Source organism: Chryseobacterium sp. FH2, from assembly GCF_001045455.1.
In the GTDB taxonomy this organism is placed as follows: Bacteria; Bacteroidota; Bacteroidia; order Flavobacteriales; family Weeksellaceae; genus Chryseobacterium.
The window spans coordinates 41871-62237 of the sequence record NZ_LFNE01000005.1 but is presented as its reverse complement, the minus strand read 5'-3'; the positions used below and the strand labels follow the sequence as shown (position 1 = coordinate 62237).

Annotated in this window: 26 protein-coding genes; 20 read left to right on the top strand and 6 right to left on the bottom strand. The window is 34.8% G+C overall.

Features of this window, described 5'->3' with window-relative positions:
- Positions 1–25: 25 nt before the first annotated feature.
- From ACM39_RS09305 to ACM39_RS09265, 9 genes are all read left to right on the top strand, one after another.
- The gene (locus ACM39_RS09305; RefSeq protein WP_048510776.1) at positions 26–1156 is read left to right on the top strand and encodes a 3-hydroxyacyl-CoA dehydrogenase NAD-binding domain-containing protein; all 1131 of its coding nucleotides are present in this window, start codon (positions 26–28) and stop codon (positions 1154–1156) included.
- Between the two features lie 70 nt (positions 1157–1226).
- Entirely contained in the window at positions 1227–1556 is a 330-nt protein-coding gene (locus ACM39_RS09300) for a hypothetical protein (RefSeq protein ID WP_048510775.1), read from the top strand.
- Positions 1557–1558: 2 nt separating this feature from the next.
- The gene (locus ACM39_RS09295; RefSeq protein ID WP_048510774.1) at positions 1559–1972 is read left to right on the top strand and encodes a PaaI family thioesterase; all 414 of its coding nucleotides are present in this window, start codon (positions 1559–1561) and stop codon (positions 1970–1972) included.
- A 68-nt stretch (positions 1973–2040) separates the two neighbouring features.
- Positions 2041–3246, top strand: coding sequence for a 3-oxoadipyl-CoA thiolase (gene pcaF / locus ACM39_RS09290; RefSeq protein ID WP_048510773.1), 1206 nt, complete (start codon positions 2041–2043; stop codon positions 3244–3246).
- Between the two features lie 163 nt (positions 3247–3409).
- Positions 3410–4003, top strand: coding sequence for a transferase hexapeptide repeat family protein (locus tag ACM39_RS09285; protein ID WP_048510772.1), 594 nt, complete (start codon positions 3410–3412; stop codon positions 4001–4003).
- 22 nt (positions 4004–4025) lie between these two features.
- Complete coding sequence (locus ACM39_RS09280) at positions 4026–4853, top strand: alpha/beta hydrolase (protein ID WP_053073315.1); 828 nt, start codon at positions 4026–4028, stop codon at positions 4851–4853.
- Positions 4853–5104 carry a hypothetical protein gene (locus ACM39_RS09275; protein ID WP_048510771.1) on the top strand — a complete coding sequence of 84 codons (252 nt, stop codon included), beginning with the start codon at positions 4853–4855 and terminating at the stop codon, positions 5102–5104. Before ACM39_RS09280 ends, ACM39_RS09275 begins: the two co-directional genes overlap by 1 nt.
- A gap of 95 nt (positions 5105–5199) precedes the next feature.
- Entirely contained in the window at positions 5200–7698 is a 2499-nt protein-coding gene (gene paaZ, locus ACM39_RS09270; protein ID WP_048510770.1) for a phenylacetic acid degradation bifunctional protein PaaZ, read from the top strand.
- A 201-nt stretch (positions 7699–7899) separates the two neighbouring features.
- The gene (locus ACM39_RS09265; RefSeq protein WP_048510769.1) at positions 7900–8589 is read left to right on the top strand and encodes an SMUG2 DNA glycosylase family protein; all 690 of its coding nucleotides are present in this window, start codon (positions 7900–7902) and stop codon (positions 8587–8589) included.
- A 66-nt stretch (positions 8590–8655) separates the two neighbouring features.
- On the opposite strand, the gene ACM39_RS09260 is transcribed toward ACM39_RS09265, so the two are convergent.
- Genes ACM39_RS09260 through ACM39_RS09250 form a run of 3 tightly spaced genes read right to left on the bottom strand, consistent with a single transcriptional unit; the run spans position 8656 to position 11042 of the window.
- A complete protein-coding gene (locus ACM39_RS09260) occupies positions 8656–9588 on the bottom strand; it encodes a phosphatidylinositol-specific phospholipase C (protein ID WP_048510768.1) in 933 nt (310 codons plus the stop codon).
- Between the two features lie 48 nt (positions 9589–9636).
- Positions 9637–10458 (bottom strand): T9SS type A sorting domain-containing protein, encoded by an 822-nt coding sequence (locus ACM39_RS09255; protein ID WP_048510767.1) that lies wholly within the window; start codon positions 10456–10458, stop codon positions 9637–9639.
- A 32-nt stretch (positions 10459–10490) separates the two neighbouring features.
- Positions 10491–11042 carry a phage tail protein gene (locus ACM39_RS09250; protein ID WP_048510766.1) on the bottom strand — a complete coding sequence of 184 codons (552 nt, stop codon included), beginning with the start codon at positions 11040–11042 and terminating at the stop codon, positions 10491–10493.
- A gap of 253 nt (positions 11043–11295) precedes the next feature.
- On the opposite strand from ACM39_RS09250, the gene ACM39_RS09245 reads away from it, so the two are divergent.
- From ACM39_RS09245 to ACM39_RS09205, 9 genes are all read left to right on the top strand, one after another.
- A complete protein-coding gene (locus ACM39_RS09245) occupies positions 11296–12060 on the top strand; it encodes an enoyl-CoA hydratase/isomerase family protein (RefSeq protein ID WP_048510765.1) in 765 nt (254 codons plus the stop codon).
- 134 nt (positions 12061–12194) lie between these two features.
- On the top strand, positions 12195–12812 hold the full coding sequence (locus ACM39_RS09240) for a hypothetical protein (protein ID WP_048510764.1): 618 nt from the start codon (positions 12195–12197) through the stop codon (positions 12810–12812).
- Positions 12813–12873: 61 nt separating this feature from the next.
- Entirely contained in the window at positions 12874–13164 is a 291-nt protein-coding gene (locus tag ACM39_RS09235) for a winged helix-turn-helix domain-containing protein (protein WP_048510994.1), read from the top strand.
- Between the two features lie 62 nt (positions 13165–13226).
- On the top strand, positions 13227–14072 hold the full coding sequence (locus ACM39_RS09230; RefSeq protein ID WP_048510763.1) for a metallophosphoesterase: 846 nt from the start codon (positions 13227–13229) through the stop codon (positions 14070–14072).
- 3 nt (positions 14073–14075) lie between these two features.
- Positions 14076–14375, top strand: coding sequence for a hypothetical protein (locus ACM39_RS09225; RefSeq protein ID WP_048510993.1), 300 nt, complete (start codon positions 14076–14078; stop codon positions 14373–14375).
- Positions 14376–14393: 18 nt separating this feature from the next.
- A complete protein-coding gene (locus ACM39_RS09220) occupies positions 14394–14879 on the top strand; it encodes a Coq4 family protein (protein ID WP_048510762.1) in 486 nt (161 codons plus the stop codon).
- Between the two features lie 19 nt (positions 14880–14898).
- Positions 14899–16269, top strand: a complete 1371-nt coding sequence (locus tag ACM39_RS09215; RefSeq protein ID WP_048510761.1) for a DUF4153 domain-containing protein — start codon at positions 14899–14901, stop codon at positions 16267–16269.
- Positions 16270–16441: 172 nt separating this feature from the next.
- Entirely contained in the window at positions 16442–16981 is a 540-nt protein-coding gene (locus tag ACM39_RS09210) for a hypothetical protein (RefSeq protein ID WP_048510992.1), read from the top strand.
- 51 nt (positions 16982–17032) lie between these two features.
- The gene (locus tag ACM39_RS09205; RefSeq protein ID WP_048510760.1) at positions 17033–17545 is read left to right on the top strand and encodes a hypothetical protein; all 513 of its coding nucleotides are present in this window, start codon (positions 17033–17035) and stop codon (positions 17543–17545) included.
- 78 nt (positions 17546–17623) lie between these two features.
- On the opposite strand, the gene ACM39_RS09200 is transcribed toward ACM39_RS09205, so the two are convergent.
- From ACM39_RS09200 to ACM39_RS09190, 3 genes are read right to left on the bottom strand one after another with little or no spacing between them, the layout of a single operon-like run.
- Positions 17624–18307: an FKBP-type peptidyl-prolyl cis-trans isomerase gene (locus ACM39_RS09200; protein ID WP_053073314.1), complete on the bottom strand. Its 684-nt coding sequence runs from the start codon at positions 18305–18307 to the stop codon at positions 17624–17626.
- Between the two features lie 30 nt (positions 18308–18337).
- Complete coding sequence (gene dtd, locus ACM39_RS09195; RefSeq protein WP_048510759.1) at positions 18338–18787, bottom strand: D-aminoacyl-tRNA deacylase; 450 nt, start codon at positions 18785–18787, stop codon at positions 18338–18340.
- Position 18788: 1 nt separating this feature from the next.
- Positions 18789–19127 carry a helix-turn-helix domain-containing protein gene (locus ACM39_RS09190; RefSeq protein WP_048510758.1) on the bottom strand — a complete coding sequence of 113 codons (339 nt, stop codon included), beginning with the start codon at positions 19125–19127 and terminating at the stop codon, positions 18789–18791.
- Between the two features lie 108 nt (positions 19128–19235).
- On the opposite strand from ACM39_RS09190, the gene ACM39_RS09185 reads away from it, so the two are divergent.
- Together ACM39_RS09185 and ACM39_RS18720 are read left to right on the top strand one after the other, a co-directional pair.
- Complete coding sequence (locus ACM39_RS09185) at positions 19236–19505, top strand: hypothetical protein (protein WP_048510757.1); 270 nt, start codon at positions 19236–19238, stop codon at positions 19503–19505.
- Between the two features lie 12 nt (positions 19506–19517).
- The gene (locus ACM39_RS18720) at positions 19518–20303 is read left to right on the top strand and encodes a GLPGLI family protein (protein ID WP_082140561.1); all 786 of its coding nucleotides are present in this window, start codon (positions 19518–19520) and stop codon (positions 20301–20303) included.
- The last annotated feature ends 64 nt before the right edge of the window (positions 20304–20367 follow it).

The following is a 20367-nucleotide window of genomic DNA, read 5'->3' as shown; positions in this document are numbered from 1 at the left end:
TTTTCAAATTTTCAAATTTTAAATTATGAACGTAGGAATTATCGGTGCTGGGACTATGGGAATTGGCATCGCACAAGTAGCCGCAACAAACGGATGCAAAGTTTGGGTCTATGACACTAACGCAAAACAAGTAGAAGCGGCAACCGTAGGTTTGGAAAAAACATTAACTAAATTGGTTGATAAACAAAAAATTTCGGCAGAAAAAATGACTGAGATTTTAGCTAATATTTCCATTGCTACGGAATTGAAGGACTTTAAAGATTGTGAATTAATCATCGAAGCGATCATTGAAAACAAAGAAATCAAAACCAAAGTTTTCACAGAATTAGAGAAACACGTTTCAGAAAGCTGTGTTATTGGTTCCAATACATCATCCATTTCCATCACCTCTCTTGGGGCAGAATTACAAAAACCGGAGCGTTTCATTGGAATTCACTTTTTCAATCCGGCTCCATTAATGCCTTTAGTTGAGGTCATTCCTTCTTTATTAACAGAAAAATCTTTAGCGGAAAAAATTTACGACCTCATGAAAGATTGGGGTAAAACTCCAGTTATTGCTAAAGATATTCCAGGTTTTATCGTTAACAGAATAGCCCGTCCATATTACGGGGAAGGTTTAAGAATTGTTGAAGAAAACATTGCAACTGTAGAACAGGTAGATGATGCCATGAAAACTTTAGGAAACTTCAAAATGGGACCTTTTGAATTAATGGATTTAATTGGTGTTGATGTGAATTTCTCAGTAACAAAAACTGTTTACAACGAATATTTCTACGATCCGAAATACAAACCATCTCTTCTTCAGCAAAGAATGTCAGAAGCAAAACTTCACGGCAGAAAAACGGGAAAAGGGTTTTATGATTATTCTGAAGGAGTAGAAAGGCCTGTTGCAGAAAAAGGTGATGCGCTTTATCAACAAATATTTTTAAGAATTATTTCAATGTTGATCAATGAAGCAGTTGAAGCCAAAAGATTAGGTGTTGCGAATGATGAGGATCTCGAATTGGCAATGCAGAAAGGGGTAAACTATCCAAAAGGTTTATTGGCATGGGGTAAAGAAATCGGATACGAAAAAATTTCTGAAACCCTTCAAAATCTTTATGAGGAATATCAGGAAGAACGATACAGACAAAGCCCGTTACTGCGTAAAATGTAACAATATACCGATCTAACAATGTGGCAATCGCACTGTCATGCTGAGCTTGTCAAAGTATCATTGTTAAATTATGACATTGAAAATAATGGATATAGACGGATTTAGAACCGAATTGGAGACAAGGCTTATCATTGAAAAAGAATATCTAATTCAGGAGCTTTCTTCGATGGATGATTATCAGGAAAGACTTGAATTATTAGGAACATTCAATGAAAAATATAAAGAGCTTATCAAACGATTAGCCAATGAAAATGGAATTGATTTGAATGCTCCTTATCAAGCCCAAAATCCATCAAATGAAAAGAATTACACATACGAGCAGATAATTCTTGGTAAAACCATGAGTATTTATGACAAATTGGTTGATGAATTATATGAAGAAATAACAAACATAAATTAAAAATGAATCCAAGACAGGTTGCAGAATATATGTTTGATCAGGATTATTTTTCCCAGTGGATGAATATCAAAATGATCGAAATCAAAGAAAATTATTGTTTACTGGAAATGCCTATCAGAAAAGAAATGTTAAACGGATTAAAAACCGTCCACGGGGGTGTTACATTTGCTTTTGCGGATTCTGCATTGGCATTTTCGTCTAATAATTCCGGAGATGCGGCTGTTGCGTTGAACTGTATTATCAATTTTACCAAAGCAGGAAAAGAAGGTGATATTTTCAGAGCAGAAAGTATCTTGGTAAACGACACCAGAAAAACCGCCGTTTACGATATTAAAATTACCAATCAAAACGAAGAATTGATTGCAAAATTCGTCGGAACAGTGTATAAAATCGGGAAAAAAGTAACTGAATTATAAAAAAGATAAGAGATATCAGATAACAGATTGCGTTTGTCTGATATCGAGAATCTAAAATCTAATAAAAAATGAACAACGTATATATTATAGATTATGTAAGAACGCCAATCTCAAAATTGTCAGGAGGACTTTCTGAAGTTCGCGCAGACGATTTAGCGGCAGTTGTTATCAAGGAAATTGTGGCTAGAAACCCTGAAGTTCCAATTGAGGAAATCGAGGACGTTATTTTCGGATGCGCTAATCAGGCTGGTGAAGATAATAGAAATGTAGCTAGAATGGGACTTTTATTGGCTGGACTTCCGTATAAAATCGGTGGCGAAACGGTAAACAGACTTTGCGCTTCAGGAATGTCGGCGGTGGCAAATGCTTTCCGTTCGATTGCTTCGGGAGAAGGTGAAATTTACATTGCGGGTGGAGTAGAGCATATGACGCGTTCACCTTATGTCATGTCTAAACCAAGTGCCCCTTTTGGGAGAGACAGCCAGATGTTTGACACTACTTTCGGGTGGAGATTTATCAATCCAAAAATGAAGGAATTATATGGTGTTGACGGAATGGGCGATACTGCTGAAAATTTAGCAGATATGCATAATATCAGTCGTGAAGATCAGGATAGATTTGCCCTTTGGTCACAGCAAAAAGCAACTAAAGCTCAGCAAAGCGGAAGATTGGCGGAGGAAATTGTGAAAGTTGAAATTCCACAGAGAAAAGGCGAACCGAAAATTTTCGATACAGATGAATTTATCAAACCGACTTCTTCAATGGAAGGCTTAGGAAAACTTCGTCCTGCTTTCAGAAAAGAAGGAACGGTAACAGCAGGAAATGCTTCAGGAATGAATGACGGAGCAGCTGCTTTAATTTTGGCGAGTGAGGAAGCTGTACAAAAATATGGTTTAAAACCAAAAGCTAAAATTTTAGGTTCATCTGTTGCAGGTGTTGAACCAAGGATTATGGGAATCGGACCTGTTGAAGCGACTCAAAAATTATTAAAAAGACTGAATCTCTCATTAAGCGATATGGATATTATCGAATTGAATGAGGCTTTCGCGGTTCAGGCTTTGGCAGTAACAAGAACTTTAGGTTTAGAAGATGACGATTCACGAATAAATCCAAACGGAGGAGCTATCGCAATCGGTCATCCACTTGGAGTTTCCGGAGCAAGAATTGTTGGTTCTGCTGCAATGGAACTTCAAAAACAAGATAAAAGATACGCATTGTGTACGCTTTGTATCGGTGTCGGACAGGGGTATGCAATGATCATTGAAAAAGTGTAACGTTTTCAATAATGTAACAAGAGAACAATGTAACAATTTACCAATATATCAATGTAACAATTTTTTGCGTTTTGTCATTCTGAACGAAATAAAATGTAGTGAAGAATCTCATTGATAAACTGTTAGACTGATATATTGGTACATTAATTTTTAATAAAAAATTATGAATATTTACTCATATCATGGTATTCGCCCCATCATAAAGCCTTCCGCTTACGTCCATCCGCAAGCGGTGATTATCGGAAATGTAGAAATCGGAGAAGAAGTTTATATAGGTCCGAATGCGGTTATTCGTGGCGACTGGGGTAAAATTATTATTAAAGACGGTGCGAATGTTCAGGAAAACTGTACACTTCATGTTTTTCCGGGTATCGAAACCATTTTGGAAGAATCCGCACATATTGGTCACGGCGCAATCATTCATTCCGGGCATATCGGGAAGAACTGTCTGGTCGGAATGAATTCTGTGGTGATGGACAAAGCAGTTATCGGTGATGAATGTATTATCGGTGCTCTGGCTTTTGTTCCTGCGAATTTCAGATGTGAACCAAGAAAATTAATCGTTGGAAGTCCTGCAAGAATCATTCGTGATGTTTCTGATGAAATGATTAAATGGAAAACGGAAGGGACGAAATTGTATCAGGAGTTAGCAAGAGAAGGAAAGGATGCTATTTTACCTTGCGAACCGTTTACAGAATACATTCAGCAAACACCTACAAAAACCGTTGATTATAGTATTTGGGATGATGTGAAATAATTCTGCCTCACAAAAAGCTAATATGATTAAAAAAATCTTCATTTTCTGCGGTATTTTATTTGCGTTTCAGTTTATGGTCCCGGCTCAAAATGGAAATGTGAAACCATTATCGATCGGAGAAGTCAGAACCATATATTCGAAAATTTTAAATGAAGAAAGGACATTAAATATCTATCTTCCGCAAAATTTTAACAAAACAAAATCTTATCCCATTATTTATCTTTTGGATGGTAGTATGAATGAAGATTTTATTCATGTTTCAGGATTAGTGCAGTTTTTTAATTTAATGTATTCCATGCCGGAAACTATTGTGGTAGGAATTGCGAATATTGACAGAAAAAGAGATTTTACGTTTCATACAGATTTAGAAGATTTACAAAGAGATTATCCTACAACTGGGCATTCTGATAAGTTTATCGGTTTTCTTGAGAAAGAATTAAAGCCTTTTGTTGAGAGTCAGTTTAAAACAACAGATAAGTATTTGTTTGGCCAATCTCTTGGAGGGCTTCTGGCAACGGAAATTCTTTTGAAAAAACCTGAAATGTTCAACAATTATTTTATCATCAGCCCGAGTCTGTGGTGGGATGATGAAAGTCTTTTGAAACAGGCGAATCAATTACTATCTAAAACTCGTGATACAAAGAAGTTTATTTATGTTTCTGTGGGAAAAGGGGAACACCCTGTAATGGTAAAAGATACAGAATCTTTATATGATATCCTTAAAAATTCAAACAAGAAAAATTGGACAGTAGAATATAAAATGATGGAAACAGATAATCACGCAACGATTCTTCATAGAAGCTTATATGAAGGTTTGTTGAAATTGTTTCCATATCAGGAGTCAAAATAATGATAGAAAATTTCAAAAAATATTGGTTTGTAGTATTGGTTTTATATTTTAAAATCAATGTTTTGGGATTTTTTTTCTATGTTGAGTTATTGGAAGTTAATTATCTGTTAGGATTTGCAAGACAGGATAAATTGGCAAGGCTTGAAGCAAAACAACACCTTTATAATGCTATTGTGGATATTGTTTTGGTTCTGGATGGTGCAATGGTTTTGTTTTTAATGTATTATGTAATTAGAAAATCTGCGAAATAAATTGTTCATTTTATGGAAATTAAAAGTATACAGAACTTAGAAAATTTGCAGGAGCTTTTCAATGGGCAAAAAATAAAATATTAAGTAAAAACTATATGGAAAAGTTAAAAAACTATATCCACGGCGAATGGGTAGAAGGAAACGGAAACGGTATTCCTTTGTATAATGCCGTGACAGGAGAGCAGGTCGCTGTTTCTGATACAGAAGGACTGAATTTTGAGCAGGCTCTTGACTACGGAAGAACAGTAGGTTACAAAAATCTTTCTTCAATGACTTTTTATGATCGTGGGGAAATGTTGAAAAAAGTAGCGCTTTATCTTTTAGAAAGAAAGAAAAAATATTACGAATTATCTTATAAAACAGGGGCAACTCATATTGATTCCTGGGTAGATATTGAGGGCGGTTTTGGTACATTCTTTACCTATTCTGGATTGGCAAAAAGAATGCTTCCGAATACTCCGTTTTGGGTGGATGGTGATACTCAGAAAATTTCTGCAAACGGAACTTTCCTGGCAACTCATATTTTGACGCCGAGTGAAGGGGTTTCCGTACAAATCAATGCCTATAATTTTCCGGTTTGGGGGATGTTGGAAAAGTTATCAACATCTTTATTGGCGGGTGTTCCTTCCATTATAAAGCCGTCTCCGTTTGGATCTTATTTAACGAATGCGGTTTTCCAGGATATGATTGAAAGTGGAATTCTTCCGGAAGGTGCTGTTCAGCTAGTTTGCGGTGAACCGGGAAATATTCTGGATTATGTTCAGGATGGGGATTCTGTTTTGTTTACAGGTTCAGCAACGACAGGCAGGAAATTAAAATCTTTACCATCAATTGCGGGAAATGCGGTTCGTTTCAACATGGAAGCAGATTCTTTGAACTGCTCAATTCTTGGTCTGGATGCCAAACCGGGAACACCGGAATTTGATTTATTCATCAAAGAAGTTAGGAACGAAATGACAACGAAAGCCGGACAGAAATGTACGGCTATCAGAAGGATCATCGTGCCTGAAAATTTGATTGGGGATGTTCAGAATGCTTTGTCTAAAGCGTTAGACCAGACAAAAATAGGAAATCCGCTGAGTCGGGAAACAAGAATGGGTTCTTTAGTTGGAAAACAGCAATACGATGAGGTTTTAAGAAAAATCAATTTATTAAAAGCTGAAACAGAATTGGTTTACGACGGACAACACGAATTGGTAGATGCAAACTACGAAAATGGAGCATTTATGAGTCCTAAATTGTTCTTAAATGACAGACCTTTTGAGAAAAATATCTCTCATGATGTCGAAGCTTTCGGTCCGGTTTCTACATTGATGCCCTACAAAGATGCAGAAGAAGCGGCAGCATTGGCGAAAAGAGGAAAGGGAAGTTTGGTAGGTTCTATCATTTCTCATGATGACAATTTCGTAGCAGAGACTTCATGGAAAATGGCTTCTCAACACGGTAGAATTTTCGTGCTAAACAGAGATAATGCTAAAGAAAGTACAGGTCACGGTTCGCCGCTGCCGACGTTGATGCACGGAGGTCCGGGCAGAGCGGGTGGTGGTGAGGAAATGGGCGGTTTGAGCGGTCTTCATTTCTTCCTTCAAAAAACGGCAATCCAGGGTTCTCCTGATACTTTGACGGCGATTACAAGGATGTATCAGCAGGGAGCAGAAAAAAAATTCTCCGATAAGCATCCTTTCCAGAAATATTTTGAAGAAGTTGAAGTTGGAGATTCTTTGGAAACAGCAGGAAGAACGGTTACTGATGCAGATATCGTGAATTTCTCCAATGTTTCATGGGATCATTTTTATGCACATACAGATGCAACGAGCTTGACAGGAACAATCTTCGATAAAACAGTTGCTCACGGATATTTCATTCTTTCCGCGGCAGCCGGACTGTTCGTTTCAGGTAAAAAAGGACCTGTTATTGCAAATTATGGTCTTGAGAACTGCTCATTCTTCAAACCTGTTTATGCGGGAGATACAATTACGGTTTATTTAACGGCAAAAGAAAAAATCAACAGAGGGGTAAAAGGAAGAAATATACCTTCCGGAGTTGTAAAATGGTTGGTTGAAGTTGTAAATCAAAGGGATGAAGTTGTTTGTGTAGCGACAATTTTGACATTAGTTGCAAAACAATCTCCTTTTATTGATCTAAACTTAAAAAATATTCAAAAAGTATTGAACGGCTTAACTGAAACAACACCACCAAATTGGGGTAAAATGTCTCCTCAACAAATGATTGAGCATTTGGAGCATGGGGTTTTAGTAAGTTTGGGCGAACCGGAAGCTGAAAAATGTTTCACTCCTGAGGAACAGTTGGAAAAATGGCAGGACTCTCTTTATAATCACAGAAAGATGCCGAAAGATTTTCCCGCGCCATTCTTGGCTGATGACGAAAAGTTATTGGAATTAAAACATAAAAATCTTGAAACCGCCAAACAGTCTTTCTTGGATAATTTAAAGAGATTTATAATTTATTATAAAGAAAATCCACAGGCCGAACACATGAATTTTGTTTTCGGAAAATTAAACAAAGAAATGTGGGAACTGATGCATAAAAAACATTTTACACACCATTTTGAGCAGTTTGGACTGATGATTTAATTCAAAATAAATAAAGATATTTGAGGGAGCTTTTATTGGCTCCTTTTTTTAATTTAGTAAATATGGAGTTACAATTTTAAAAGGCTTTTACTTTACAGGTTTTTGAAGGGAAAATAGTTGTTCGGCAATAGATTATATTAAAAATTTCCCGAATAGTGAATTGGCTGCTTCAATTGAAAAGAATTTGATTAGGATTAAATTATGGAAAATAAAACATTTGCAGATGAAGTAGTTGAGTTTAATAAAAACTTACATTATCCCGGAAAATTACCTGAAAATTTTCAGGTATTGAATCCTTATCTGGAAAATCCTGAAACAATAGAGGTTATGCAGAAATTTTACCGGAAATATTATAATGATTCAAACAAAAGAAAATTCATTATCGGAATCAATCCGAGTCGTCATGGAGCAGGAGTCACAGGAGTTCCTTTTACCGATACCAAACGACTGGAGAGTGTTTGCGGGATTAAAATGGCATCAGCTTACACTCATGAAATATCTTCAGTTTTTATATACGATATGATTGCTGAATACGGTGGGGCTGATGAGTTTTACAAAGATGTTTATATTAATTCGCCTTTTCCTTTGGCTATCGTCAGAAAATCTAAAAATGGTTGGCTGAACGCAAATTATTATGACGACAAAGAGCTCTTTAATGATGTCAAAGATTTTATGATTGATTCTTTAAAGAAACATATCAGCCTACATCTTGATACTTCAGAAGTGTTTATTCTCGGAAAGAGAAATGCGGAATTTATTTCAAAATTAAATAAAGAGGCTGAACTTTTTGATAAAATGACAGTTTTGGAACATCCAAGATATATTCAACAGTATAAATCGAAAGAAAAACAATTGTATATTGATAAGTATATTTTGACTCTGAAAAAATAAAATCTCTTGAAAATATTCAAGAGATTTTTATCATTTATGCAATTAGAATCATCGTAACTTTTAAGTTTAAACAACTGAAGAAGCTGCAATGAATTGATTACTTGCAATCAAATCCATTATCAAGTCTTTATTGGAAGGAAATTCCGGAAAATCCATAGGAATGATGCCGTATCTTCCTTTATTATTACTTTTCATATACTGTAGGAATAGAGGGTTTACCGCTTCTGCCAAATCCCTGGGAGTGGAAGCAAAAGGTAAAACCCCACCTGTAACGCCTGTTGCACTTGTAAAATTGAAACAAAGCATACTTCTTTCTCCATTTTCTGCTGTTATCAGAGCATTTTTAACGTAAGTATTAAACTTATTAGCTTTATCACTTCCGGAAGACCAATTGTAATAAACGTCCTGTACGTAATACGTGATTCCGTTATTACTCAAATAATTGGCCGAATCATCAGGCCAGTTGTCATAAAGGTTTAACCCAATCGGAGCTCTTTTTCCCAATCCGAATCTTCTTACTAAAACAATTTTGCCTCTGATGTCTTTCAGTGAAGGGATTTTGTCTTCGGTATAAAACAGATTTGGAAATTGGCCCATTGCAATTTTTAAATCATCATAAAACTTTTCTTTGTCGCCATCTTTACTCGGACTGGATTCGTTTTTAATAGACATGATAATCGTTTCAGAGCTATTATCTCTAAGAAATTGAAAGCAATCTCCTAAAACTTTACCATTAAAACTGATATCCATATCAGCGATACCGTGATAAACCCATAATACATGGTCTTTGTCTGCATCATATCCGCGCTTTAAACGGATATCTAAAAAACGTATTCCGGAATTGAGCTGATCTGTAAAGTTCATCGTCTGACATTTGGCCGGAGCATAATTGGAAGGATACGTTCCGCTGTCGTGAGTTCCTGGTATCGTCAATTCGGTAAGCATTTTACCATTTTCGATATAGCTCATCCAATTTTTTGGAGTATAAAAAGTTTTCATGGTTTTAGTTTTTTAATATTTGATGATTTGATTCTAAAACTTTATAATCTACTTCTTAATAATTTTCGATGATTCAGAAGGTGTTTTGAATATATAAGTACCATCAGGAACATCAGAAATATTTATAGTATTTTCTCCTTTTTTTACCTCAACACTTTTTATTAATTTACCTTCCATATTGTAAATTTCAGCTTTACTATTTTGACCTGTTTTAACAGTCAGGGGGCCACTTGTAGGGTTAGGATAGATACTGAATTCTTTTTTTACAACTTTTATTTCGTTGGTGGCTAAAACTATATTGCTGTCTTTTACCCAAGTGAAAGCGTCGAAACCGGCATATCTAAATTGCCCTCCCAAAGTAAGCTGAAGTTCATCAATGATAATATTAGTATAATTCTGCCCGTTAAGATTACTTAAATCTATCAACGTATACCCGTTTGCAGTCGCAATTGATGTGTTAAATCCAGTGGTTTTCGTTTGGGTAAATTTAGTTACTCCGTTTAATTTTCCTGTTATTGTAAGAGTTCCGGATACCGTTAGATCCAGATTGAGAGCAGAAAGATACATCCAGAATCTGTTTACTTTAAACAAATTTGAAGTAGTTTTAATACTAAATGAGGGTGGTGAAGCTGCATCATTAGAATTATCAATGTATCTGTTGTCATTACTGGTTCCATTCCATCCTGTTCCGGGATAGTTTGCCTGGATGTCAAATGTGCCAACATGCGAAATTATATTGAAGATCACGCCGTTGTCGGTAAAGCTCGTGCTATTATGTGATTCGGTTTCGAATGTTTCAGTACTGGTCTGCCCAAATGAAAATACGGAGATGAGTAGACTGCAAATCGTAAAAAAGACAGATCTTTTCATGATTTTTAATTTTTAAAATTGGTTTGTATTTTTTAATCTCTTGGAGGATAGATTCCTTCTACGCAGATTATATAGTTTAATCCTAAATAAGGAGGCATGTTATTAACAGGTATATTCTGCCCTACGAATGAAATAGACTGCCCATTGATGGTAGTATCAGGGTTGGTATCACTCACATAGCTGGGTACGGCATTGAAGTCTCTTCCGACCTGTGTTCCTGTGATAGCGATGACTGATGTTCCTGTAGGTGTTGAAGAATTGGCATTCTTATTAGCAACTTTAAATTGGAATCCGCTTCCGATGCTGGGCAGATTCTGCTGTAAAATTGTTGTTTGATCATTTCCGGCAACAATACCCAGTGGGTATGACTTGTCAGCACCTGCGTTTCCTGCACCTAAGGCCATACGACCGGTCAGGTTAGGTAAAGCAAATGTTCTTATTCCGTCGCCACCATACGTTGTTCCCAGGATTGAAAACAAAGCTGTATTGGTATTGATGTTTAATAGCGCCCCGTTACACATCATCCAGCCTCTTGGTGCGAAGTTTCCTGCAAATAATTTTACAATTCCAATGTATTCGTCCATGATTATTTTTTTTCAGTTTTTAATTCCTACTCTTTTATGGCTTTTCGGATTACGCCGTTTAGGTTGTAATTATTTCTTTAAAATGATAATCCAAAGTAACGGCATATAAAAAAGGAAGACTAGAGTAGAAAACACCAAATTGAGTGATCCGTATTTCTACGTAATGCCTGGATTTATTGGTTAATTTATGGTGTTTTATTTTCCTGGAAAGCAGTGTATTTCGTATTTTTGTATCAATCCAATTAAACTAAAAATGAACGAATTCGTAGTTTCAGAACTAAAAAACAATATCGCCGAAATCACTTTCGGAACACCAAAAAGTAACTCCTTGCCGGGTGCAATTCTTGAAAAATTGGCTCAGACAATTCTTGATGAGGGCTCAAAAGATGAGGTAAAAGCTATCTTAGTAAAAAGTGACGGGGAAAAAGCTTTCTGTGCAGGAGCAAGTTTTGATGAGCTTTTAGCAATCGAAGAATTAGAGGCATCTACAAAATTTTTTGGTGGTTTTGCAAAGGTTTTGAACGCGATGAGAAATTGCGGAAAAATCGTTGTTGTAAGAGTTCAGGGAAAAACAACCGGTGGCGGGGTAGGAATTGCCTGTGGAGCAGATTACTGTTTTGCAACTAAAGATTCAGCATTGGCACTTACAGAAATCAATTTAGGAATAGGGCCATTCGTCATCGGGCCTTATGTTGAAAGAAAAATTGGGAAGTCTCAATTTTCTGCAATGGCAATTGATGCAGATTTCAGATCTGCAGAATGGGCAGAAGAGCATAATGTATATCATTCGGTTTCAGAAAATATTGAAGAAATGGATACAAAATTGGAGAAATTTCTTCAGACTTTAGCTTCCAGAAGCAGTGATGCTTTAGCTTTGATTAAGAAAGTTTCATGGGAAGGAACAGATCATTTCAATGAATTGATGCCTGCAAGAATCCACATGAGTGCAAGTTTGATTTTGGAAGACTCTGCAAAAAAAAATATCGAATCTATTAAAGAAAGATTAAGGACCAAATAGTTTTGACTTTTAAATAAAAAGATAAAAAGCCGTTGGAAATTCCGACGGCTTTTTATGAATCAGCAAAATATTTTTCAAGAAAATATTTTGCTGATTAAAAATAAATTATAACTTTGTATTTCAAAGTTCTTTTTATGGATTCGAAAAACTATCACGAAGACTTATTACATATACGTTCCATGATGGAGCGTTCTTCCAGATTTATTTCTTTGAGCGGATTGTCCGGAGTTTTTGCTGGCTTGGCTGCGCTCATAGGAGCAGGATATGTTTATGTTGTTTTAGAGAGTGCGAAAGTCAGTTATTTTAACGGGGACAGAAATATTTACAATCCTGATTTAGTGAAACAATTGGTTTTGACGGGAATTGTGATTTTATTTGCTGCCATTTTTAGCGGATATATTTTTACGGCTAAAAAAAGCAAGAAGAAAGGTTTGAAAATCTGGGATGCAACCACAAAACGTCTTTTAATTACTTTCGCCGTTCCTTTGGTAACTGGCGGAATCTTTTGTTTAGCCCTTCTTTATCACCATCTGTATGCCTGGATTGCCCCGGCAACATTGATTTTTTACGGAATAGCTTTGGTCAATGCAGAAAGATACACTTTAACAGACGTAAAATATTTAGGCTATTGCCAAATCGTTTTAGGATTGATTTCTTTATTCTTTTTAGGGTGGGGACTGGTTTTCTGGGCCATTGGTTTTGGTATTTTACATATTGTTTACGGCTTGATAATGCACAAAAAATATAAATAAAACTTAAATTTGCGGGCTTCCGGTGATTCATACCTGGAATCCAAAGCCTATCTACATCATTATGATAAAAATAAATCAACTCAATAAAGAATTCGAAAGCCGTGTAAGATTGGGTATCATGTCCGTTCTTATGGTCAACGACTGGGTTGATTTCTCGGAAATGAAGAACTTATTAGAAATAACAGACGGTAATTTGGCGAGTCATAGCAATGCTCTGGAGAAAGCAGGCTACATCGAAGTGAAGAAAGAGTTTGTAGGTAAAAAACCAAGAACTTCATACAGGGTTACTCAAAGTGGAAGATCGGCATTTACGGAACATTTAAATGCACTCGAAAAATTATTAGGAAAATAGAGCTTAAATTTTTTTTAATATATACTTTGTAATTCAAAGTTCTTTGTTATAAGTAAATATAAATGAATAGAAAATTATTTTTAAAACGACTTTTTCAGCTTTCGGTTATCGGGGCTTTCCCTGCATTATATTCATGGCAGGTAGAACCTTTCTGGCTAGAGTTTGTTGAAAGGAAGCTTCCTGTTAAAAATTTACCGGAAGAACTGGAAGGGAAAATTTTAATGCAGATCTCAGACTTACATGTTGGTGATCGTTTTGACTGGAGGTTTTTAATTAAATCATTTCAAAAAGCTAAAAAATTCAATCCTGATTTTGTGGTTTATACAGGAGATTTTGTTAATCACGGAAGTGTTCAGGATAATTTGAATTTAAAAAAAGTAATGGAAAATGCTGTTCACGGAAGTTTAGCAACTTTCGGGGTTTTAGGAAATCATGATTATGGAGCAAAATGGGAAAATATAAAATCTTCTGAAAATATCTGCAACATGCTGGAGAGTTTTGGAATTACAATGTTGAACAATGCTCAACAGGAAAATAATGGCTTGAATTTTATAGGATTTGAAGATTTATGGTCGCCGAATTTCGACCCGATGCTTGTAATGAAAGATTATGACTCATCAAAAGCCAATATTGTTCTTTGCCATAACCCGGATGCTTGTGATCGTGATATTTGGAATGGCTACCAAGGCTGGGTTCTCAGCGGGCATACTCATGGGGGACAGTGTAGAATTCCGGGTATTGTAACTCCGGTTCTTCCCGTGAAAAATAAAAAATATGTTTCCGGTGAAATTGATTTGAAGGACGGAAGAATGCTCTACATCAACCGTGCTTTGGGACATTCTTTTCAGGTTCGGTTTATGGTTCGTCCGGAAATTACTGTTTTTACTCTAACTCAGGCTGAAAAATAAATGATGAGCGACAAAACTATTTTAAACATTGGGAAGTTATTTTTCCGGGTTTCTTTTTTATTCGGAAATATTTGTCTTTTCGGATACATTTTGACAAAGCATATTGACTTTGCGATATATGGGTACTTGTTACTTGTTTTTGGTACCGTCACAAACTTAGCGGCAATATTGATTCTGGTAATTTATGGAACCATTGAAAAAAATAAACCGGATATCTGTCTTAAGGCCATCAAAATAATTCTCATCAACATTCCTGTGGCAATTCTATATGCTATGATAGGGATGAATCTGGTAAAATTTTAACTGATTAAATAATAAACTATGAAAAAAATGCGCGTTCAGTTCTTAGTCTTTGTATACAATAAAACCCAGAAATTATACAGAAAATATTTCAAAAAGAAAAAAAGGCAATGGCAGTTCAATGAAAAGCAGCTGCTGGAATTCCGCAAAGATTCTCTGGGAAGAAAGCTTGGTGAGTTCTATAAGAAACACGGCTTTACAATGATTCCGAAAATGGAAAATCATGATGTGCATCATCTGATAACAGGCTGCGGAACCAATTTTGAGGATGAAATTGCCATGCAGTTTTTACTTCTAGGAAACGGAAAACTTAATGCCCATCTTTTGGCAGCTATCATTTTAGGAGCAGTTATTCTTCCTGAATATACTAAAATGTATATCAAAGCCTATAGAAAAGGACAAAATATGAGAGTTTTTCATCATTTGGACTTTGAAGAATTGCTTTGGCAAAACTTTGAACAGGTGAAAAATTTTTTTGAACAAAAGCAAACTCCTGTTTTATACTAACATTCAACATCTTTTTATTATGAAAACATATCATTATATATTTCTTACAACAGCCCTGTTTATCATATTGTTTTATGGTGAAAATATGGGGTTAAATCTCGGGATTTTAGGTGTAATTTATGCAGCTCTTACTCTTTACAAAACTTCCGGAAAAAACAGGGACAGAACTTTCTTAGTACTCTTTATTACAAGTATTCTTTCAAGTTTTGCATTTGCCTGGTACGGCGATTTTCCATCGTTTTTGGCCGAAATAAGCTCATTAATGTTGTTATCTTTTAAATCTAAAAACAGAAAAGCGAAAACACTTTTAATCATCCCGGTTTTTGTGACGAACTGTTTTACTTTTGTATGCCGGTTTTTCAGCTTTGATGATTGGTTACCAAAAAGAAACATATCCGGGGTCTGGCAGAAAACCCTGGCTTTTATATTAATTCCATTAGCGCTTGTAAGTATTTTCTTTGGAATTTATTCGGCAGGGAGTGACCATTTTGCGAATCTTTTCAACAATTATGAGCTTGATATTAATGTTTGGCAATTGTTATGTATTTCGGCGATAGGTTTTTTTATTGCTTTTAATTATTGGAATTATGTCGTTGAAAAATATATTTATAAGCAAAATTATATGTTGGATAATCATTTTCAGGATAAAGATAGAATTCAAAAGCCTACCTATTCATTTCTGGATTTAAATTCCGAAAGAATGAGCGGTGTAATTTCTTTTTTTGCCTTAAATATTTTATTGATATTTTTCATTGTCACTTTTAATTATGAACAGTTTTATGAAGTGGTAAAAACACCCAATCAATTGTCTGAAGAAACACACGAAAGAGTAGGAGCGGTAATTGGTTCCATAATTATGGCGATTTTGGTGATTATGTTTTATTTTAAATCAAGTTTCAATTTTGATCCGAAAGCCGGTTTAATGAAAATTTTAGCTAAAACCTGGATTTTCCTGAATGTAATCCTGGTTTTTTCGGCAATGGTAAAAAATACAGAATACATCATCAATTACGGAATCACTTATAAAAGATTAGGAGTTTACGCCTTCCTTATACTATCATTAATTGGTTTAATTCTTACGCTGATTAAGATTCAAAAGCAAAAAAAGAACGCTTTTTTGTTCAATACAATGACTTGGTATTTTTATGCCACCATTTTGGTTATCAGTTATGTCAATTGGGGTGGAATGATTACATATTACAATATGCAGCGAAAAGATTTTGACTTAGATTATCACAAAAGAGAATTTTATTTTAATAAAAAAGAGCTTTTAAAATATGCTGAAGAAAAACATGATGAAAAGCTCAGAAAAGAAATTTTGCTACAGGTACAGCCACAAAAAAACGAAAGCTTTCTCTCTCAGGTAATATATTATCAAACTGTTAGATAGAGCAGGCATTGTTAATTGTATAGAGCTTATTTTACAGATAGTAGGACAAAAAGAATAAACTGATTTCTCTCATAAATCTAAAGTAGACTTACTTTTTGACGGTTTTATGGAACAATTTTGGTATTTAAATTTTCTCATGGTTCTTTGCTGTGAAATTTTTAAAATAATTATTATGAAAAAAATCTTATTCCTAATTCCATTAATTATTATTTCGTGTAAAAAAGATGCTCCGGTAACCGGAAATCCGAGTCAGGATTCTATTGCTGTCTCTGAACAGAAAAATCCGGATTCAGGGATTGATTCTGTGGCGCTTAGAAAAAAAGATTCAATCATTAATAATGCACCGGTTACCAAACAGGTTTTGAAAAAAGGAGTAATGAGAAATGAAAAAGAAGGACAGATTGTAAGAACTGCCGATGCGGAACAGCTTCCTTTTAAATTGGGTGAAGAGTTTACAAAAGATGATCAGGAGCTGATCCTGAAGATTACAAATTATAATAAACCAAATATTAAAGCCTCGATTTCTACCAAAGAGAAAGATTTTAATATAAGATTTAATCAGATAAAATTACCCAATGGTGATTATGACGGTCCTTTCGGCAGAGAAATTACGTATGATATAAAAGATAAGGGCGAAATTTGGCTGATTATCGGAAAGAGTAATATGGCTTCAGGGAATACCAAAGGAAGTTTTACAATAAGTATAGAGTAATTTTAACCAATTTGGTATAATTTCTGCAAACTAAATTTAAAATTTAATATTATGAAAAATATATTTTTAACAGCTGTCGTTGCTCCTGCCGCTCTGGTGAGTTGTGGAACAGTACAATCGCTGGTACAAAATACATTTCCTTATACAGCTAATGTTTTGATTTCTACGGGAGTTCCTGCTGATAAAGAAGTTTCTTCCACCGCTACAGCTTCCAACGTGCAGACATGGGTTGGCGGAAATAATAATGCCAAGATCAAGGATGTAAGAATTTCTGATGCTAAAATATCGGTAGTTTCCCCTTCAGGAGGAACGCTGAGTGCTTTAAAATCTGTAAAAGTATACGTTTCTTCAAGTGGCACAGGTGAAAAACTGGTTGCTTCACGTTCGAATATTTCTACAAACACATCAAGTTTAAATCTAGACCTAAATGATACAGGATTTTTGGATGAAGTGGTAAAAAGCTCAGGTCTTACTGTGAGAACGGTTTATGAGTTGAAAAATCAGACAAGTTCAGATATGAACTTAAAAATTGCACTTAATTTTAGCAGTGTACCTGCTGAATAGTTTTTATAAAAGTTTAATGGGAAAGGTCTTTCAATTTTGAAAGACCTTTTTATTTTTTACGAATATTTTGATTTAGAATTATTTAAAATCTACCAATTCTACATCGAAAATAAGAGTGGCTCCCGGAGGAATTACGCCGCCGGCTCCATTGTCGCCATACGCTAAGTCAGACGGAATGTAAAATCTGTATTTCGCACCTTTGGTCATCAGTTGAATACCTTCTGTCCAGCCTTTGATTACGCTTGAAAGTTGTAATTCGATTGGTTTTCCACCGTGATTATCCGTAGAATCGAAAACTGTTCCGTCCATCAATTTTCCTGTGTATGTTACGTTGGCTGTGCTTGAAGCGGTAGGTTTTGCTTTCCCGTCACCCGCCTGCAAAACTTCGTATTGCAAACCACTTGCTGTCGTAGTTATTTTCTTGTTTAGCTTGTTTTTCGCAAGAAACTCAGCTCCTTTCTTTTTATTTTCTTCAGCTTTTACTTTCTCTTCAGCCTGCTTCTTTTCATTCTGCTTCTGCATGAAACTCTGTAAAAAAGTTTGCATTTCTTCTTTTGGAAGCAGGGTTGCTTTACCGGCAAACTCATCTTTAATAGCTTGAGCCAAAAGATTAGGATCTATAGAAAATCCTTGTCTTTTCATGTTTTGGGCAATATCCAGGCCTATATAATATGATGCTTTTTGTTCATCCGTGTACGAAGTTTGAGCGAAAGACAAATTAAATCCTGTCAAAAGAACTAAAGTAATTAAGGTTTTTTTCATTTTTTGAATGTAAATATTATTTTGGTAAATTTAAGCTTTTGTAATGGAATCCATTATAATTGTTACCGGGCCGTCATTAATTAATGAAACTTTCATGTCCGCACCAAAAATTCCGCTTTCGGTTTTTAATCCTGATTTAGAAATTTCTTCTTTAAAATATTCAAAAAGCGGAATTGCTTTATCCGGTTTTGCGGCTTTGATGAAAGACGGGCGGTTTCCTTTTTTATAATCAGCAATTAAAGTAAACTGACTTACACAAAGGATTTCACCATTGATATCTGTTACAGAAAGATTGAGCTTATCATCTTTATCAGCGAAAATTCTAAGATTTAAAATTTTCTGAACGAGCCAGTCTGCATCTGTTTTTTCATCATTTTCATCAATGCCGATTAAAAGCATTAATCCTTTTTCAATTTTCCCGACAATTTTTCCGTCCACTTGTACGCTGGCTTCGGAAACTCTTTGTATGACAGCTTTCATGTTACTTATTTTTTTCTTCCAGCATTTTTCTTAGAAATGTAATCTCTTCCTTTAAGCTTTCGATATGTTCTTTCTCATTGTTGATAATCATGGTTCCATTTTGTGCATTATCACCATGATTTTCATGGATAATATTAGCGGCTTTTTCACCAAAAAGAATCGAAACAGAAACATTAAGCGTTTCAGCAATCTTTTGTAGTTTAGGGACAGTCAGCCTGCTGTCGTCTTTTTCTAGTCTACCATAATTACTTTGAGAAATCTCCAATTCATGAGCCATGAATTCTTGTTTAATGCCTTTTTCTTCGCGGAATTTTTTGATTCTGGAACCTATCGTATTCATAATTTAGATATTTTTATGTGTAAAAATACTATTTTTATTCATTATTTTATTATTGTTTTGAAATTTCTCTATTACTTTTGAAATGTTTAACAAATAAAAAAACATTTTATGAAAAAAGTTATCTTTGTTGCAACATTATGTGTTGCAGGTTTAATGAATGCAAAAAGTAATGTTCAGCTAGAGAAAGATTTTGATGTAAGTGAAAAAGTCCAATCTTTCAAATTATTAATGGTTTATAATCCCATAAAAGTTACTTCTTCGTGTGGTTACACTGAATTTATTAATCTTGGTGGTTCATCCATGTCGTGTCTGGAAGTTGAGATTGATAGAATGGAGGAAGAATGTATTGCACCATTCGAGGGATGGGGTTATTGTTAAATATAAGATAAAATGCGTATATATTTTATAATATTTTTTTTGTTGGTTTTTTCTTTTTTTTCTTGTCAAAAAAAAGAAACAAAGAATTTGTCTGATTTAGAAATAAAATATGATTATAACTTTGTTAGGGATACAGCCGATATGGATATAACCCATAGAACAAAAGAAATAATGATATTGGATTTAAATATGAATTCTTCCATATACTATAGCGAAGGCTATATAAAAAGACGTGATATTCTTGAAGATATAATCAGTACAGCTAGAAATTCCAATGTAACTCCTGAAATTAAAATTGCCGATTTACCGAAATATAAAATTGGATATTCAGTTTATAAAAACGGTTCTCAAATTTATGTAACTAGTAATTTATATAGGGATTTTTATACATTTGAGTCCGGTTTTTTAAAGTGGAATACTGCCTATAACGAAGAAAAAAGTATTTTGGGATATAAATGCCACAAAGCAACCACGGTTTTTAATGATAAAGTTTATACAGCCTGGTATACTAAGGATATACCTATTTCAGAAGGACCATATAGGTTTAAAGGTTTGCCTGGACTTATTCTGGAGCTTAGCGATGAGAAAAATTATCACTCATTTGTAGCTTTAGGAATACAGAAAAAGCAAGTTGAAATAGTTCCTCTTCAAAAAGGAATACCTGTTACAAGAGAACAATATATCCAAAAAAGAGAAGAGTTTAGGAATGATCCTTATCCGGGCAGGGTTATGGATAGAGATAAAAAAGAACATTTGAAAGATATATACAGGAGCAATAACAATCCTCTTGAAAGATAGGAAACAAAGAACCGTTCAGCAGAACGGTTCTTTTTATATCTGAAATTATAAATAATGAAACTTT